The organism is Streptomyces sp. NRRL WC-3618, assembly GCF_001280005.1.
In the GTDB taxonomy this organism is placed as follows: Bacteria; Actinomycetota; Actinomycetes; order Streptomycetales; family Streptomycetaceae; genus Streptomyces.
The window spans coordinates 1-15,342 of the sequence record NZ_LGDW01000349.1; the positions used below are offsets into that span (position 1 = coordinate 1).

13 protein-coding genes are annotated in these 15,342 nt (G+C 69.4%); all 13 read left to right on the plus strand.

Annotated elements, in window-relative coordinates; translation table 11 throughout:
- Positions 1–35: 35 nt before the first annotated feature.
- On the plus strand, positions 36–1,988 hold the full coding sequence (locus tag ADL01_RS25950; RefSeq protein WP_324614637.1) for a peptidoglycan D,D-transpeptidase FtsI family protein: 1,953 nt from the start codon (positions 36–38) through the stop codon (positions 1,986–1,988).
- A gap of 177 nt (positions 1,989–2,165) precedes the next feature.
- Positions 2,166–3,692 (plus strand): UDP-N-acetylmuramoyl-L-alanyl-D-glutamate--2,6-diaminopimelate ligase, encoded by a 1,527-nt coding sequence (locus tag ADL01_RS25955; RefSeq protein ID WP_053744443.1) that lies wholly within the window; start codon positions 2,166–2,168, stop codon positions 3,690–3,692.
- A 4-nt stretch (positions 3,693–3,696) separates the two neighbouring features.
- Positions 3,697–5,127 (plus strand): UDP-N-acetylmuramoyl-tripeptide--D-alanyl-D-alanine ligase, encoded by a 1,431-nt coding sequence (locus ADL01_RS25960; protein WP_053744444.1) that lies wholly within the window; start codon positions 3,697–3,699, stop codon positions 5,125–5,127.
- Positions 5,127–6,215 carry a phospho-N-acetylmuramoyl-pentapeptide-transferase gene (gene mraY / locus ADL01_RS25965; protein ID WP_107090997.1) on the plus strand — a complete coding sequence of 363 codons (1,089 nt, stop codon included), beginning with the start codon at positions 5,127–5,129 and terminating at the stop codon, positions 6,213–6,215. The genes ADL01_RS25960 and mraY overlap by 1 nt, the downstream gene beginning before the upstream one ends.
- A complete protein-coding gene (gene murD / locus ADL01_RS25970; protein WP_420719738.1) occupies positions 6,197–7,630 on the plus strand; it encodes a UDP-N-acetylmuramoyl-L-alanine--D-glutamate ligase in 1,434 nt (477 codons plus the stop codon). Before mraY ends, murD begins: the two co-directional genes overlap by 19 nt.
- A gap of 239 nt (positions 7,631–7,869) precedes the next feature.
- Positions 7,870–9,249: a putative lipid II flippase FtsW gene (gene ftsW / locus ADL01_RS25975; protein ID WP_053744446.1), complete on the plus strand. Its 1,380-nt coding sequence runs from the start codon at positions 7,870–7,872 to the stop codon at positions 9,247–9,249.
- Between the two features lie 6 nt (positions 9,250–9,255).
- Positions 9,256–10,347 carry an undecaprenyldiphospho-muramoylpentapeptide beta-N-acetylglucosaminyltransferase gene (murG, locus tag ADL01_RS25980; RefSeq protein ID WP_053744447.1) on the plus strand — a complete coding sequence of 364 codons (1,092 nt, stop codon included), beginning with the start codon at positions 9,256–9,258 and terminating at the stop codon, positions 10,345–10,347.
- Positions 10,348–10,384: 37 nt separating this feature from the next.
- Positions 10,385–11,203, plus strand: a complete 819-nt coding sequence (locus tag ADL01_RS25985) for a cell division protein FtsQ/DivIB (RefSeq protein ID WP_053744448.1) — start codon at positions 10,385–10,387, stop codon at positions 11,201–11,203.
- Between the two features lie 275 nt (positions 11,204–11,478).
- Positions 11,479–12,672 (plus strand): cell division protein FtsZ, encoded by a 1,194-nt coding sequence (ftsZ, locus tag ADL01_RS25990; RefSeq protein ID WP_053744449.1) that lies wholly within the window; start codon positions 11,479–11,481, stop codon positions 12,670–12,672.
- Positions 12,669–13,406: a peptidoglycan editing factor PgeF gene (gene pgeF, locus ADL01_RS25995; RefSeq protein ID WP_199834928.1), complete on the plus strand. Its 738-nt coding sequence runs from the start codon at positions 12,669–12,671 to the stop codon at positions 13,404–13,406. Before ftsZ ends, pgeF begins: the two co-directional genes overlap by 4 nt.
- A 6-nt stretch (positions 13,407–13,412) precedes the next feature.
- Positions 13,413–14,132 (plus strand): YggS family pyridoxal phosphate-dependent enzyme, encoded by a 720-nt coding sequence (locus tag ADL01_RS26000; RefSeq protein WP_053744450.1) that lies wholly within the window; start codon positions 13,413–13,415, stop codon positions 14,130–14,132.
- Positions 14,133–14,262: 130 nt separating this feature from the next.
- Positions 14,263–14,931 carry a cell division protein SepF gene (gene sepF, locus ADL01_RS26005; RefSeq protein ID WP_053744451.1) on the plus strand — a complete coding sequence of 223 codons (669 nt, stop codon included), beginning with the start codon at positions 14,263–14,265 and terminating at the stop codon, positions 14,929–14,931.
- An 84-nt stretch (positions 14,932–15,015) separates the two neighbouring features.
- A complete protein-coding gene (locus ADL01_RS26010) occupies positions 15,016–15,306 on the plus strand; it encodes a YggT family protein (RefSeq protein ID WP_053744452.1) in 291 nt (96 codons plus the stop codon).
- Positions 15,307–15,342: the final 36 nt, after the last annotated feature.

Here is a 15,342-nt window from a genome sequence, read left to right on the forward strand (position 1 = left end):
ACCCTCCCCTCCACGACCCCCGGCAGGTGACGGAAGTGTCCGACAGGGAACCGCCGCGCCGCCGGGTGCCCGCCCCGGCCAGGCCCGTCCGCCCCGGCGCCCCCCGGCGTCCGGCCTCCGGAGCCGGCCCCGCCCGTCGTCCCGCCGCAGGCCGCCCCGGCGGGCCGAAGGTCATCCGGCTCGGCAGCCCCCGGCCCCGGCTGCGCATGGTCAGCCTCGCGCTTGCCCTGGTGATGATCGCCTTCGTCGTACGGCTGCTTCAGGTGCAGGCCGTCGACGCGAGCGTGTACGCCGCCAAGGCCGAGCAGAACCGGTACGTCGGCCGCACTCTGGCCGCCGAACGCGGCGAGATCACCGACCGCAACGGCATCGAACTGGCGACCAGCGTGGACGCGTACGACATCACCGCCGACCCGACGATGTTCACGCCGGAGAGCACGAAACTGGGCGATGCCCCTGAGCAGGCCGCCGCTCTCCTCGCCCCGATCCTCGGGCAGGACGCGAGTGACATCGCCAGGAAGCTGAAGACGCCCAACACGCGCTACACGCTGCTCGCGCACCGCCAGACCCCCCAGGTGTGGACGCAGATCAAGGACCTGAAGTCCACCCTGGCCGCCAAGACCGGAACCGACCCGACCACCGTCAGCGTCCTCGCCGGTGTGCTGGCCGTGCCCGCGAGCAAGCGCGTGTATCCGAACGCCGAACTCGCCGCCGGACTGCTGGGATGGGTCAGCGCCGACGGCAAGGGCGGCGGCGGCCTCGAACAGAAGCTGAACGGGGAGCTGTCGGGGAAGGACGGCGAGATCCGGTACGCGCAGTCAGGGGGACGGCAGGTGCCCACCGCCGACTCCACCGAGACGCCCGCGGTGCCCGGTTCCGACGTCGAACTGACCATCGACCGTGACATCCAGTGGGCCGCGCAGAACGCCATCACCGAGCAGGTGAAGGAGTCGAAGGCGGACCGCGGGTACGTGATAGTGCAGGACACCAGGACCGGTCAGATCCTGGCCATGGCCAACTCGCCCGGCTTCGACCCCAACGACCTCACCAGGGCGAACCCGGGCGCGCTCGGCAACGCGGCCCTCCAGGACGCCTACGAGCCCGGTTCCACCGCCAAGGTCATGTCGATGGCCGCCGTACTCGAGGAGAACGTGGCGACGCCCGCCACGCATGTCGTCGTGCCCAACCGGCTGCACCGGGGCGACCGGCTCTTCAAGGACGACATCGACCACCCGACCTGGTACCTCACCCTCAACGGCGTGCTCGCCAAGTCCAGCAACATCGGCACCATCCTGGCCACCGGGCAGCTCGGGAAGACACAGGCGCAGTCCAACCGGATCCTCTACTCCTACCTGCGCAAGTTCGGCCTCGGCAGCTACACCGGGCTGGACTTCCCCGGCGAGACCAAAGGCATCCTCGCGCCGCCCGGCCAGTGGTCGACCTCCCAGCAGTTCACGATCCCCTTCGGCCAGGGCGTCTCCCTCAACGCGCTGCAGGCGGCCTCCGTGTACTCGACGATCGCCAACGGCGGTGTCCGCGTGGAGCCGAGCCTGATCCGGGGCACCAACGGCGCGGACGGCAGGTTCACCCCCGCCGCCCAGCCCAGAAAGACCCGGGTCGTCAGTGAGAAGACGGCGAAGACCCTCGCCAAGATGCTGGAGTCGGTCGTGGACGACGAGGAGGGCACCGGCGCCAAGGCGCGCATTCCCGGCTACCGCGTGGCGGGCAAGACGGGTACCGCCAACCGCGTGGATCCGGCCACCGGCCGCTACCACGGATACACGTCGTCGTTCGCCGGGTTCGCACCCGCAGACAGCCCCCGCGTCACCGTGTACTGCGCCATCCAGAACGCCACCAAAGGCAGTTACTTCGGAGGTCAGATCTGTGGCCCCATCTACAAGGAGGTCATGGAGTTCGCCCTGAAAACCCTTCAGGTACCGCCCACCGGGGCCAAGGCCGCGAATCTCCCCGTGGCCTTCACACCCTGATCAGCACGGAAACCAGCCAGGAAACAGCTCGTGACTACGAACTCTCCCGACCCGGGGCCCAGCGCACCGTCGCCCACCCCGCCCGCGCCCTCACTTCGCTCGTCCGGGGGTGCGCCCGGTACGCTCACCGCCGTGCCACACGCTGATCAGTACCAAACCACCCAGAAGGGCGTTCCTGTGACATATCCGGGGCCGCCGAGGCCGGTTCACGTCTCCGCCACACCCCTCGCGGAACTCGCCGGACAACTGGGTGCCCCGCAGCCCCAGACCCCTGAGGACGCCGGAATCACGGGTATCACCCATGATTCACGCGCCGTCCGCCCCGGCGACCTGTACGCCGCCCTCCCGGGTGCCCGGCTGCACGGCGCGGACTTCGTGACGCAGGCCGCCGGACTCGGTGCCGCCGCCGTGCTGACCGACCCCACGGGCGCCGAACGCGCCGCCGCCACCGGCCTGCCGGTGCTGGTGGCCGACGACCCGCGCGCGCGGATGGGCGAACTGGCGGCCACGATCTACGGCCGTCCGGGGCGCGACCTGCTCCAGATCGGCATCACGGGCACCTCCGGCAAGACCACCACCGCGTACCTCGTCGAGGGCGGCCTGAAGACGGACCGGGCCACCGGGCTGATCGGCACGGTCGAGACGCGCATCGGCGATGAACGCATCAAGTCCGAGCGCACCACGCCCGAGGCCACCGATCTCCAGGCGCTGTTCGCGGTGATGCGCGAGCGCGGGGTCGAGGCGGTCGCCATGGAGGTCTCCAGCCACGCGCTGGTCCTCGGCCGGGTCGACGGCTGCGTCTTCGACATCGCCGTGTTCACCAACCTCAGCCCGGAACACATGGAGTTCCACTCCGACATGGAGGACTACTTCCAGGCCAAGGCGCGGCTGTTCACTCCCGAACGCAGCAGACTCGGCATCGTCAACCACGACGACGCGTACGGCCGACGGCTCGCCCAGGAGGCCACCGTCCCGGTCGTCACCTTCTCCGCCGAGGGCCACCCGGACGCCGACTGGCGCGCCGAGAACGTCCAGGTCGGCCCGATGGACTCGACGTTCACGGTGGTCGGCCCCAAGGAGCAGCGGATCGGCGCCAGAGCGCCGCTCGCCGGAACCTTCAACGTCGCCAACACCCTCGCCGCGATCGTCGCCCTCGCCGAGGCCGGGCTCGACCCGCAGGCCGCCGCCGACGGCATCGCCGCCGTACCGGGAGTGCCGGGGCGCCTCGAGCGGGTGGACGCGGGGCAGCCGTATCTCGCGGTCGTCGACTACGCGCACAAGACGGACGCCGTCGAATCGGTGCTGCGCGCGCTGCGCAAGGTCACCGAGGGAAGCCTGCACGTGGTGCTCGGCTGCGGCGGCGACCGGGACACGACCAAGCGCGGCCCCATGGGTGCCGCCGTGGCCAGGCTCGCCGACACCGCCGTACTGACCTCCGACAACCCCCGCACCGAGGACCCCCTCGCGATCCTCGCGGCCATGCTCCAGGGCGCGGCCTCCGTGCCGGCGCACGAGCGCGGTGAGGTCCAGGTGTTCGAGGACCGGGCCGCGGCCATCGCCGCCGCCGTGGCCCGCGCGCGGCCCGGGGACACCGTGCTGGTCGCGGGCAAGGGCCATGAGCAGGGCCAGGACATCGCCGGGGTGGTCCGTCCGTTCGACGACCGCCTGGTGCTTCGCGAAGCTATCCAGCAGACCCAGGGATGAACTTGTGATCGCCCTCTCTCTCGCCGAGATCGCAGCAGTCGTCGGCGGGCAGACCCACGACATACCGGATCCGTCGGTCCAGGTCACCGGACAGGTCGTCAGGGACTCCCGTGAGGTGGAGCCCGGCAGCCTGTTCGTCGCCTTCGCCGGCGAGCGCGTCGACGGCCACGACTTCGCGGCCGCGGTCGTCGAGGCGGGCGCGGTCGCCGTACTGGCCTCCCGGCCCGTCGGTGTGCCCGCGGTCGTCGTGGACGACGTCCAGCGGGCGCTGGGCGCCCTCGCACGGCACGTGGTCCAGAAGCTCGGCGCGACCCTCGTGGCCCTCACCGGCTCCGCGGGCAAGACCAGCACCAAGGACCTGATCGCCCAGGTGCTCCAGCACAAGGCGCCGACGGTCTACACCCCCGGCTCGCTCAACAACGAGATCGGGCTGCCGCTGACCGCGCTGAGCGCCACCGAGGAGACCAGGTTCCTGGTCCTGGAGATGGGCGCCCGCGGAATCGGTCACATCCGCTACCTGACCGAGCTGACGCCGCCGCGCATCGGCCTCGTCATCAACGTCGGCACCGCCCACATCGGCGAGTTCGGCGGACGCGAGCAGATCGCACAAGCGAAGGGCGAACTCGTCGAGGCACTGCCCTCCGAGTCCGACGGCGGTACCGCGATCCTGAACGCAGACGATCCCCTCGTACGGGCCATGGCGGTTCGAACAAAGGCGAAGGTGATCTTCTTCGGCGAGTCCGGCGAAGCGGATGTACGCGCCGAGAACGTGCGACTCACGGACAAGGGGCAGCCCGCCTTCAGGCTCCACACACCCTCCGGTGCAAGCGACGTGACCATGCGCCTGTACGGTGAGCACCACGTGTCGAACGCGCTCGCCGCCGCCGCCGTCGCCCATGAGCTGGGCATGTCCGCAGACGAGATCGCCACCGCGCTCTCCGAGGCGGGCTCCCTCTCCCGCTGGCGGATGGAGGTCACCGAGCGCCCGGACGGCGTGACGATCGTCAACGACGCCTACAACGCGAACCCCGAGTCCATGCGAGCGGCTTTGCGCGCGCTCGCGGCCATGGGCTCAGCCTCACGGGCCAAGGGGGGTCGTACGTGGGCGGTGCTCGGCAAGATGGCCGAGCTCGGGGACGAGGCGCTCGCCGAGCACGACGCGGTCGGACGGCTGGCCGTCCGGCTCAATGTCGGCAAGCTCGTCGCGGTCGGGGGCAGGGAAGCGTCCTGGCTCCAACTGGGCGCATATAACGAGGGTTCGTGGGGTGAGGAGTCGGTGCACGTGTCCGACGCACAGGCGGCTGTCGACCTGTTGCGCAGCGAGCTGCGCCCGGGGGATGTCGTGCTCGTGAAGGCGTCCCGGTCGGTCGGGCTGGAGAGCGTGGCGCAGGCGCTCCTGGCGACCGGTGCCGAGGGTGAGGTTTCCGCCCGATGATGAAGCAGATCCTGTTCGCAGGAGTCATTGGTCTTTTCCTGACCCTGATCGGCACCCCGCTGCTGATCAAGCTTCTTGCCCGCAAGGGCTACGGTCAGTACATCCGCGACGACGGCCCGCGCGAGCACCATGCCAAGCGCGGTACGCCGACGATGGGCGGTATCGCCTTCATCCTGGCGACGGTCGCCGCCTACTTCCTGTCCAAGGTCTTCACGGGCCTGGGAGAGGCCAGAACACCCGCGCCGACCTTCTCGGGCGTGCTGGTGCTCGGCCTGATGGCGGGCATGGGCCTGGTCGGCTTCCTCGACGACTACATCAAGATCGTCAAGCGCCGTTCACTCGGTCTGCGGGCCAAGGCGAAGATGGCGGGTCAGCTCGGCGGCGGTATCGCCTTCGCCGTCCTGTCACTCCAGTTCGCGGACAGCCGCGGCAACACGCCCGCCTCGACGAAGCTCTCCTTCGTCCAGGACTTCGGCTGGACGATCGGCCCGGTGCTGTTCGTCGTCTGGGCGCTCTTCATGATCCTGGCGATGTCGAACGGCGTGAACCTGACGGACGGTCTGGACGGCCTCGCCACCGGCGCCTCCGTCCTCGTCTTCGGCGCCTACACGTTCATCGGCGTCTGGCAGTTCCAGGAGTCCTGCGCCAACGCGGTGACCCTGACCAACCCGGCGGCCTGTTACGAGGTGCGAGATCCGCTGGACCTCGCTGTCGTCGCCTCGGCGCTGATGGGTTCCTGCCTCGGTTTCCTCTGGTGGAACACGTCACCCGCCAAGATCTTCATGGGCGACACCGGATCCCTGGCCCTGGGCGGCGCGCTGGCCGGCCTCGCGATCTGCTCCCGTACGGAACTGCTGCTGGCCCTGCTCGGCGGCCTGTTCGTCCTGATCACCATGTCGGTGGTCATCCAGGTCGGCTCGTTCCGCACGACCGGCAAGCGCGTCTTCCGGATGGCACCACTCCAGCACCACTTCGAACTCAAGGGGTGGTCCGAGGTCCTTGTCGTGGTCCGCTTCTGGATCATCCAGGGCATCTGCGTGATCGTCGGACTGGGCATCTTCTACGCGGGATGGGCGGCCGGCAAGTGACATCGGGTCAGGGCAGCGACTGGGAGGGCATGCGGGTCACCGTCGCCGGCCTCGGCGTCAGCGGCATCAGTGCCGCCCGCGCCCTGACCGCCCTCGGCGCCTCCGTCATCGTCGTGGACGGCGGGGACTCCGAGGCCCACCGGGAACGCGCGGCGGCCCTGGAGGGCATCGAGGTACGCCTCGGAGACGCGGAGACCCTGCCCGAGGGCACCCGGCTCGTCGTCACCTCGCCCGGCTGGAAGCCGAGTTCACCGCTCTTCGCGGCGGCGGCCGAGGCGGGCGTGGACGTGGTCGGCGACGTCGAGATCGCCTGGCGGCTGCGCGGCCCCGACGCCGCGCCCTGGCTGGCGATCACCGGCACCAACGGCAAGACGACCACCACCCAGATGCTCGCGTCGATCCTGCGCGCGGCAGGCCTGCGTACGGCCGCCGTCGGCAACATCGGCACACCGATCATCGACGTGGTCCTCGGCGAGGAGACGTACGACGTCCTCGCCGTCGAACTATCCAGCTACCAGCTCCACTGGGCGCCCTCCCTGCGCGCCCACTCCGCCGCCGTCCTCAACCTCGCCCCCGACCACCTCGACTGGCACGGCTCCATGGAGGCGTACGCCGCCGACAAGGGCCGTATTTACGAGGGCAATCGGGTCGCCTGTGTCTACAACGTTGCCGACAAGGCCACCGAGGACCTGGTGCGCGGCGCGGACGTCGAGGAGGGGTGCCGGGCCGTCGGGTTCACGCTCGGCGCGCCCGGACCCTCCCAACTCGGCGTCGTGGACGGCATCCTGGTCGACCGCGCGTTCGTGGAGAACCGGCAGCGCAACGCCCAGGAACTGGCCGAGGTCGGGGACGTCGACCCGCCCGCCCCGCACAACATCGCCAACGCCCTTGCCGCCGCTGCCCTCGCCCGCGCCTACGGGGTGCCCGCGAAGGCGGTCCGGGACGGCCTGCGGGCCTTCACCCCGGACGCGCACCGCATCGCGCGCGTGGCCGCCGTGGGCGGGGTCACGTACATCGACGACTCCAAGGCGACCAACACCCACGCGGCCGAGGCCTCCTTGGCGACGTACGAGTCGATCGTGTGGATCGCCGGCGGACTCGCCAAGGGCGCGACCTTTGATGAACTCGTAGCCAAGTCGGCAAAGCGACTTCGTGGGGTGGTGCTGATCGGCGCCGATCGTGCGCTGATCGGCGAAGCCCTTGCGCGACACGCGCCGGAAGTACCCGTCGTCGACCTCGACCGGACCGACACTGGGGCGATGCTCGCCGCTGTTCAGGAGGCCCAGCGGCTGGCCGCGGCGGGCGACACGGTACTGCTGGCCCCGGCCTGTGCCTCCATGGACATGTTCGCCAACTACAACGAGCGCGGTGACGCGTTCGCGCAGGCCGTTCTCGAACTAGGTGCGGGGACCTGACGGTCGGTCTTCGGCCGTGGTGGGTGCCTTTTGGGGGCCTTGGAGGGACGCGTGAGATCGGTTGTGGCTCGGGAACCATCGGTGGTTCGTTCGCCGCAGGTCGGTGGGGGCTGGTCGCTCCCCCACTCTCGGCTTCGCTCGAGCGGGGGGACCCCCATCGCGGCGGAGCCGCAGATCGACACAGCCCCGCGCCCCTTCGAGGGCGCTTCGCGCCGCTCTCGGTCGCGTCGGAGGCGCTGATGTCCAGTAGCCGTACCGGGCGGCCGCCCGTGCAGCGGGCTGTGAAGGTCCGTAGGCCCTCCGGGCCCCGCAGCCCCCGGCCGCCCCGGGACAACCCCGTACGGCGGCTTCACAGGCGCGTGCAGCGGACCTGGGACCGGCCGTTGACCGCGTACTACGTCATCCTCGGCGGCTCGATGCTGATCACGGTGCTCGGGCTGGTGATGGTCTACTCGGCCTCCCAGATCAAGGCGCTCCAGCTGTCGCTGCCCGGGTCCTACTTCTTCCGCAAGCAGTTCCTCGCGGCGACGATCGGTGGCGTGCTGCTGTTCGCGGCCTCGCGCATGCCGGTGAAGCTGCACCGGGCCCTCGCCTACCCGATCCTCGCCGGTTCCGTCTTCATGATGATCCTCGTGCAGGTGCCCGGGATAGGAGTGGCGATCAACGGGAACCAGAACTGGATCTCGTTGGGCGGCTCCTTCCAGATTCAGCCGAGCGAGTTCGGCAAGCTCGCCCTGGTGCTGTGGGGCGCCGACCTGATCGCGCGCAAGGAGGACAAGCGGCTGCTCACGCAGTGGAAGCACATGCTGGTGCCGCTGGTCCCGGTGACGTTCATGCTGCTCGGTCTGATCATGCTCGGCGGCGACATGGGGACGGCGATCATCTTGACCGCCATCCTTTTCGGCCTGCTGTGGCTGGCCGGTGCGCCCACGCGACTGTTCGTGGGTGTGCTGTCCGTCGCCGTGTTCATCGGGCTCGTACTCATCAAGACCAGCCCCAACCGCATGGGCCGCTTCCAGTGCATCGGCGCCACCGAACCCGGCACCGGGGCCACCTCCTGCTGGCAGGCCGTGCACGGCATCTACGCGCTCGCCTCCGGTGGCGTGTTCGGTTCGGGCCTCGGAGCGAGTGTGGAGAAATGGGGACAACTACCCGAACCGCACAACGACTTCATCTTCGCCGTCACCGGTGAGGAACTGGGCCTGGCGGGGACTCTGTCGGTGCTCGCCCTCTTCGCGGCTCTAGGCTATGCGGGTATCCGCGTGGCCGGACGCACGGAGGACCCCTTCGTGAGGTACGCCGCGGGAGGTGTGACCACCTGGATCACCGCTCAGGCAGTGATCAACATCGGTGCGGTGCTCGGCCTGCTGCCGATCGCCGGTGTCCCCCTCCCGCTGTTCTCCTACGGGGGTTCCGCCCTGTTGCCGACCATGTTCGCCATCGGACTGCTGATCGCCTTCGCACGCGACGAACCGGGTGCGCGGGCGGCGCTTTCGTTGCGGCAACCTCGCTTTGGTAGAAAGCGGGGGGCCGGGGGCCCGGTGTCCGATCGGAGCCCCCGGAGATGGAACACGATGAGACGGCGTGCCTCGGCGGCGCGTACGTCCGGAGAGCGGTGAATTTCGGTGCATGTCGTACTCGCCGGTGGGGGGACCGCCGGCCACATCGAGCCCGCGCTCGCCCTCGCGGACGCCCTGCGCAGGCAGGATCCCAGCGTGGGGATCACGGCCCTGGGCACGGAACGCGGTCTGGAGACCCGGCTCGTTCCCGAGCGGGGCTATGACCTGGCGCTGATCCCAGCGGTCCCCCTGCCGCGCAAGCCCACCCCCGAACTGATCACCGTCCCCGGGCGGCTGCGCGGCACGATCAAGGCCGCCGAGCAGATCCTGGAGCGGACCAAGGCCGACGCGGTCGTCGGCTTCGGCGGTTACGTGGCCCTGCCCGGCTATCTCGCCGCCAAGCGCCTGGGTGTGCCGATCGTCGTCCACGAGGCCAACGCCCGCCCCGGCCTCGCCAACAAGATCGGCTCGCGGTACGCCGCCCAGGTCGCCGTCTCCACCCCGGACAGCAAGCTCCGGGACGCCCGCTACATCGGCATCCCGCTGCGCCGTTCGATCGCCACCCTCGACCGGGCGGCGGTGCGCCCCCAGGCGCGGGCCGCGTTCGGGCTCGACCCGAGCCTGCCGACGCTGCTGGTCTCCGGCGGCTCGCAGGGCGCCCGGCACCTCAACGAGGTGGTCGAGCGGGTCGCGCCGTACCTCCAGCAGGCCGGTATCCAGGTGCTGCACGCGGTCGGCCCGAAGAACGAACTGCCGCAGGTACACCAGATGCCGGGGATGCCCCCCTACATCCCGGTACCGTACGTGGACCGGATGGACCTCGCGTACGCCGCGGCCGACATGATGCTCTGCCGCGCGGGCGCGATGACCGTCGCCGAACTCTCCGCCGTCGGACTCCCGGCCGCCTACGTCCCGCTGCCCATCGGCAACGGCGAACAGCGGCTGAACGCCCAGCCGGTGGTCAAGGCAGGCGGCGGCCTCCTGGTCGACGACGCGGACCTGACGCCCGAGTGGGTGCAACGACAGGTCCTGCCGGTGCTCGCCGACCCGCACCGGCTGTACGAGATGTCGCGCGCCGCCAGCGAGTTCGGCCGCCGGGACGCCGACGAGCTGCTCGTCGGCATGGTGTACGAGGCGATCGCCTCGCGCCACCGCTAGGGCCTGTCAGGGCGACGACGAGGGAAGGCAGGCAGGCGTGGCCGCAGGAGCGACGACCGCCGAACGCGGCGAACGACAGCCGGACAGCTCCGGCCCGCCCCGCCTGCCGGGGCTCCTGGGCAGGTTGGGGCCGCGCGGGCTTCGTACGGTCGTCGTCCTGGCACTCGCCCTGCTCGTTGTCGGCGGGGGCGCCCTGTGGGTGTTCTACTGGTCCCGGTGGACGCGTGTGGAGCGCGTGTCGGTGTCGGGAACCGACGTTCTGGCACCGGCGCAGGTGCGCGAAGCCGCCGACGTGCCGGTCGGGGAACCGCTCGTCTCCGTCGACATGGACGCCATTGAGTCCCGACTGCTCCAGAAATTGCCCCGAATTGACTCGGTTGAGGTCGCGCGATCATGGCCGCACGAAATCGGCTTGAAAGTGATCGAACGCACCCCTGTCCTGATTGTCGAAAGCACCGGTAAAGGGGGCAAGTATGTCGAAGTCGACGCGAAAGGCGTGCGATTCGCGAGGGTTTCAGTCGCCCCGAACGGTGTACCCGCGTTGCAATTGACGCTGTCCGGGACCGGTTCGCAGGCCGCCAGTCTGCGTCGCTTCGGCAGCGACCGGCTGGTGCGCGAGGCGGTACGGGTGGCAGGCGACCTGCCCAGTACCGTCGCGCGCGCCGTCAAGACGGTCAAGGTCCGCTCGTACGACTCCGTCTCGCTGGAGTTGGGCGACGGCCGGACCGTCGAGTGGGGGAGCGGCGAGAGGGGTGGTGCGAAGGCCCGTGCGCTCACCGCTCTGATGAAAGCGGCTCCCGGGGCTCGGCACTTCGACGTGAGTGTGCCCACGGCCCCTGCGTCATCAGGGAGTTGACGCCTGCCGACGCAGGCCACCACCCTGGTTGGGCATCGCTATGGCTGATCACATAGGGTGAAAAGAAAAACGGGAGGTTCGGCGTGTTCGTTGAACGTGCGCCACTTGTCGACTTAGTGTCCTGTTCGGAAGAGTCCAAGGAACAGACACACTGGTAACCCTAAACTTCAACGTTAGGGTTCGGGTCGGCGTTCGGACCGTCCCACTTCGGCATGAGTTGTCCGTTCGCCGTATCGCGAACGGCGACACGTAACTCGAGGCGAGAGGCCTTCGACGTGGCAGCACCGCAGAACTACCTCGCAGTCATCAAAGTCATCGGTGTCGGCGGCGGTGGTGTCAACGCCATCAACCGGATGATCGAGGTCGGTCTGAAGGGCGTCGAGTTCATCGCCATCAACACCGATGCTCAGGCGCTGTTGATGAGCGACGCCGACGTCAAGCTCGACGTCGGCCGCGAACTCACCCGCGGACTCGGCGCCGGCGCCAACCCGGCCGTCGGCCGCAAGGCGGCCGAGGACCACCGCGAGGAGATCGAGGAGGTCCTCAAGGGGGCCGACATGGTCTTCGTGACAGCCGGCGAGGGCGGCGGCACCGGCACCGGCGGCGCGCCCGTCGTGGCCAACATCGCCCGCAACCTCGGCGCCCTCACCATCGGCGTGGTCACCCGCCCGTTCACCTTCGAGGGACGGCGCCGCGCCAACCAGGCCGAGGACGGCATCGCGGAACTCCGCGAAGAGGTCGACACCCTCATCGTCATCCCCAACGACCGGCTGCTGTCCATCTCGGACCGCCAGGTCTCGGTCCTCGACGCCTTCAAGTCGGCGGACCAGGTCCTGCTCTCCGGTGTCCAGGGCATCACCGACCTGATCACCACCCCCGGTCTGATCAACCTCGACTTCGCCGACGTCAAGTCCGTGATGTCCGAGGCCGGTTCGGCCCTGATGGGCATCGGTTCGGCCCGCGGCGACGACCGCGCGGTGGCGGCGGCCGAGATGGCGATCTCCTCGCCGCTCCTCGAGGCCTCCATCGACGGCGCCCGGGGCGTCCTGCTCTCCATCTCCGGCGGCTCCGACCTCGGCCTGTTCGAGATCAACGAGGCCGCCCAGCTGGTCAGCGAGGCCGCACACCCTGAGGCGAACATCATCTTCGGCGCGGTCATCGACGACGCGCTCGGCGACGAGGTCCGCGTCACGGTCATCGCGGCCGGCTTCGACGGGGGCCAGCCCCCGGCCAAGCGCGACAACATCCTCGGCTCGGCCGGCGCCAAGCGCGACGAACCCACGCCGGTACGGTCCTCCTCCGAGAGCCGTCCGTCCTTCGGGTCGCTGGGCAGCGTCACGCCGAGGGAGGCCCCGGCACCCGCCCCGGAGCCGGTCAACGAACTCCCGGTCTCCCCGCCGGTCCCGCCGTCCCGGTCCTACTCGGACAGCGCGGCCGAGGAGCTGGACGTGCCGGACTTCCTGAAGTGATAGGACTGCGCTCCGAAACGAGCGACACGAGCGGCGCGCACTTCGCCTTCACCGACCGGTGGGGCGGAGTGAGCGCCGTTCCGTACGAGGAGCTCAACCTCGGCGGCGCGGTCGGCGACGACCCGGCCGCCGTCCGCACGAATCGTGAACTGGCCGCCAAGTCCCTGGGTCTCGACCCGGACCGGGTGGTCTGGATGAACCAGGTGCACGGCAACGACGTCGCAGAGGTCGACGGGCCGTGGACCACCCCGCTCACCCCGCCCGTCGACGGGCTGGTCACCGCCACTCGCGGTCTCGCCCTCGCCGTCCTCACCGCCGACTGCGTCCCGGTCCTGCTGGCCGATCCGGTCGCCGGAGTGGTCGCCGCGGCCCACGCGGGCCGGCCCGGCCTGGTCGCCGGGATCGTCCCCGCCGCCGTGGACGCCATGGAGTCGCTCGGCGCCGACCCCGCCCGAATCGTCGCCCGCACCGGCCCCGCGGTCTGCGGCCGGTGCTACGAAGTTCCGGAGGAGATGCGCGCCGACGTCGCCGCCGTCGAACCCGCCGCGTCCGCCGAGACCAGCTGGGGCACCCCGGCGGTCGACGTGGTCGCGGGCGTGCACGCGCAGTTGGAGCGGCTCGGGGTACGCGACCGGCAGCAGTCGCCGGTGTGCACGCGCGAGTCCGCCGACCACTTCTCGTACCGCCGAGACCGCACCACCGGGCGGCTCGCAGGCTATGTCTGGCTGGACTGATAGGACATGACGGACCGTAAGGGAGAAATCGCCGCGAATCTGGCGGCGGTCGAGGAGCGTATCGCGGCGGCCTGCTCGGCGGCGGGCCGCAAGCGAGAGGAGGTGACGCTGATCGTCGTCACCAAGACCTACCCCGCGAGTGATGTGCGGATCCTGTGGGAGCTCGGTGTGCGGCATGTGGCCGAGAACCGTGACCAGGACGCGGCGCCCAAGGCCGCGGAGTGCGCGGATCTGTCGCTCACCTGGCACTTTGTGGGTCAGTTGCAGACCAACAAGGTGCGTTCCGTGGTCGGTTACGCCGATGTCGTGCAGTCCGTCGACCGTGACCGGCTGGTCTCCGGGCTGTCCAGGGAGGCCGTACGGGCCGGGCGCGAGGTGGGCTGTCTGATCCAGGTCGCGCTGGACGCAGGGGAGGGCGGACGGGGGGAACGCGGGGGCGTGGCGCCGGGCGGAGTCGGGGAGTTGGCCGACCTCGTCGCCGAGGCCGAGGGGCTCAGGCTCGACGGGCTGATGACGGTCGCCCCGCTGACCGGACCGTACGCCGGACGTGAACGTGCGGCGTTCGAGCGGCTGATGGATTTGTCGACTGCTATGCGCCACAGGCATCCGGCTGCGAACATGGTGTCCGCAGGGATGAGTGCGGACCTCGAAAAGGCCGTGACGGCCGGAGCGACACATGTGCGCGTCGGCAGTGCGGTACTCGGAGTCCGTCCCAGGCTCGGGTAACGTCGCCAGGAAGTCGGACCACAGCAGAAAATATGGTCATTATCGCTGAGAGGCGGTAATAACGACCTCGTGGATCGCGGGCACTTGGCATTCGTCAGTCGATCCACCACAGAGCGGAGGACTCAGAGCAATGGCCGGCGCGATGCGCAAGATGGCGGTCTACCTCGGCCTCGTGGAGGACGATGGGTACGACGGCCGGGGTTTCGACCCCGATGACGACTTCGAGCCCGAACTCGACCCGGAGCCAGAGCGCGACCTGCGGCGGCGTGAGCCCTCGCACCAGCCGCACGGTTCGCATCAGTCCCACCAGTCTCATCAGCCCCACCAGTCCCAAAGGGACGAATCGGTACGAGTGGTGCAGCCGTCCGCTCCGCGCGATCCGGTGCCGCATTCCGCTTCGCTCGGTGCCGATTCCGGGCGTCCGGCGAGGATCGCGCCCGTGGCGTCCATCACACAAGAACGCCAAAGCATGGAGAAGAACGCACCGGTGATCATGCCCAAGGTCGTGTCGGAACGAGAGCCTTACCGGATCACCACGCTTCACCCTCGGACGTACAACGAGGCCCGTACCATCGGGGAACACTTCCGTGAGGGCACGCCGGTGATCATGAATCTCACTGAGATGGATGACACAGATGCGAAGCGACTTGTCGACTTTGCGGCCGGTTTGGTGTTTGGTCTTCACGGCAGCATCGAGCGGGTGACGCAGAAGGTGTTCCTGTTGTCGCCTGCTAACGTCGATGTCACGGCGGAGGACAAGGCCCGCATCGCAGAGGGCGGGTTCTTCAACCAGAGCTGAGACGCACGACCGGAACAGCAGTGACCAGGCAGTACCAGTAGCAGTACCAGCAGCATGGAAACAGGGGAGAGGTAAGCGCGGATCATGAGCGTGGTTGGACAGGTTATCTACATCGCGCTGATGTGCTTCCTCATCGTGCTGATCTTCCGGTTGGTCATGGACTACGTCTTCCAGTTCGCCCGCTCATGGCAGCCCGGCAAGGCGATGGTGGTCATTCTGGAGGCCACCTACACTGTCACCGATCCACCGCTCAAGCTTCTGCGGCGGGTCATCCCGCCGTTGCGTCTCGGGGGCGTGGCGCTCGACCTGTCCTTCTTCGTACTGATGATCATCGTGTACATCCTGATCACTGTCGTCAGGCAGGTGTTGGTGTGAACGATACGGTCTTGCCGAATGCCGACGACTACGTTG

Bases quoted from the DNA above. Each gene is read 5' to 3' on its own strand.
- mraY (WP_107090997.1), top strand. From the start codon at position 5,127: ATGAAGCAGATCCTGTTCGCAGGAGTCATTGGTCTTTTCCTGACCCTG.
- murD (WP_420719738.1), top strand. From the start codon at position 6,197: ATGGGCGGCCGGCAAGTGACATCGGGTCAGGGCAGCGACTGGGAGGGC.
- ftsW (WP_053744446.1), top strand. From the start codon at position 7,870: ATGTCCAGTAGCCGTACCGGGCGGCCGCCCGTGCAGCGGGCTGTGAAG.
- ADL01_RS26000 (WP_053744450.1), top strand. From the start codon at position 13,413: ATGACGGACCGTAAGGGAGAAATCGCCGCGAATCTGGCGGCGGTCGAG.
- sepF (WP_053744451.1), top strand. From the start codon at position 14,263: ATGGCCGGCGCGATGCGCAAGATGGCGGTCTACCTCGGCCTCGTGGAG.
- ADL01_RS26010 (WP_053744452.1), top strand. From the start codon at position 15,016: ATGAGCGTGGTTGGACAGGTTATCTACATCGCGCTGATGTGCTTCCTC.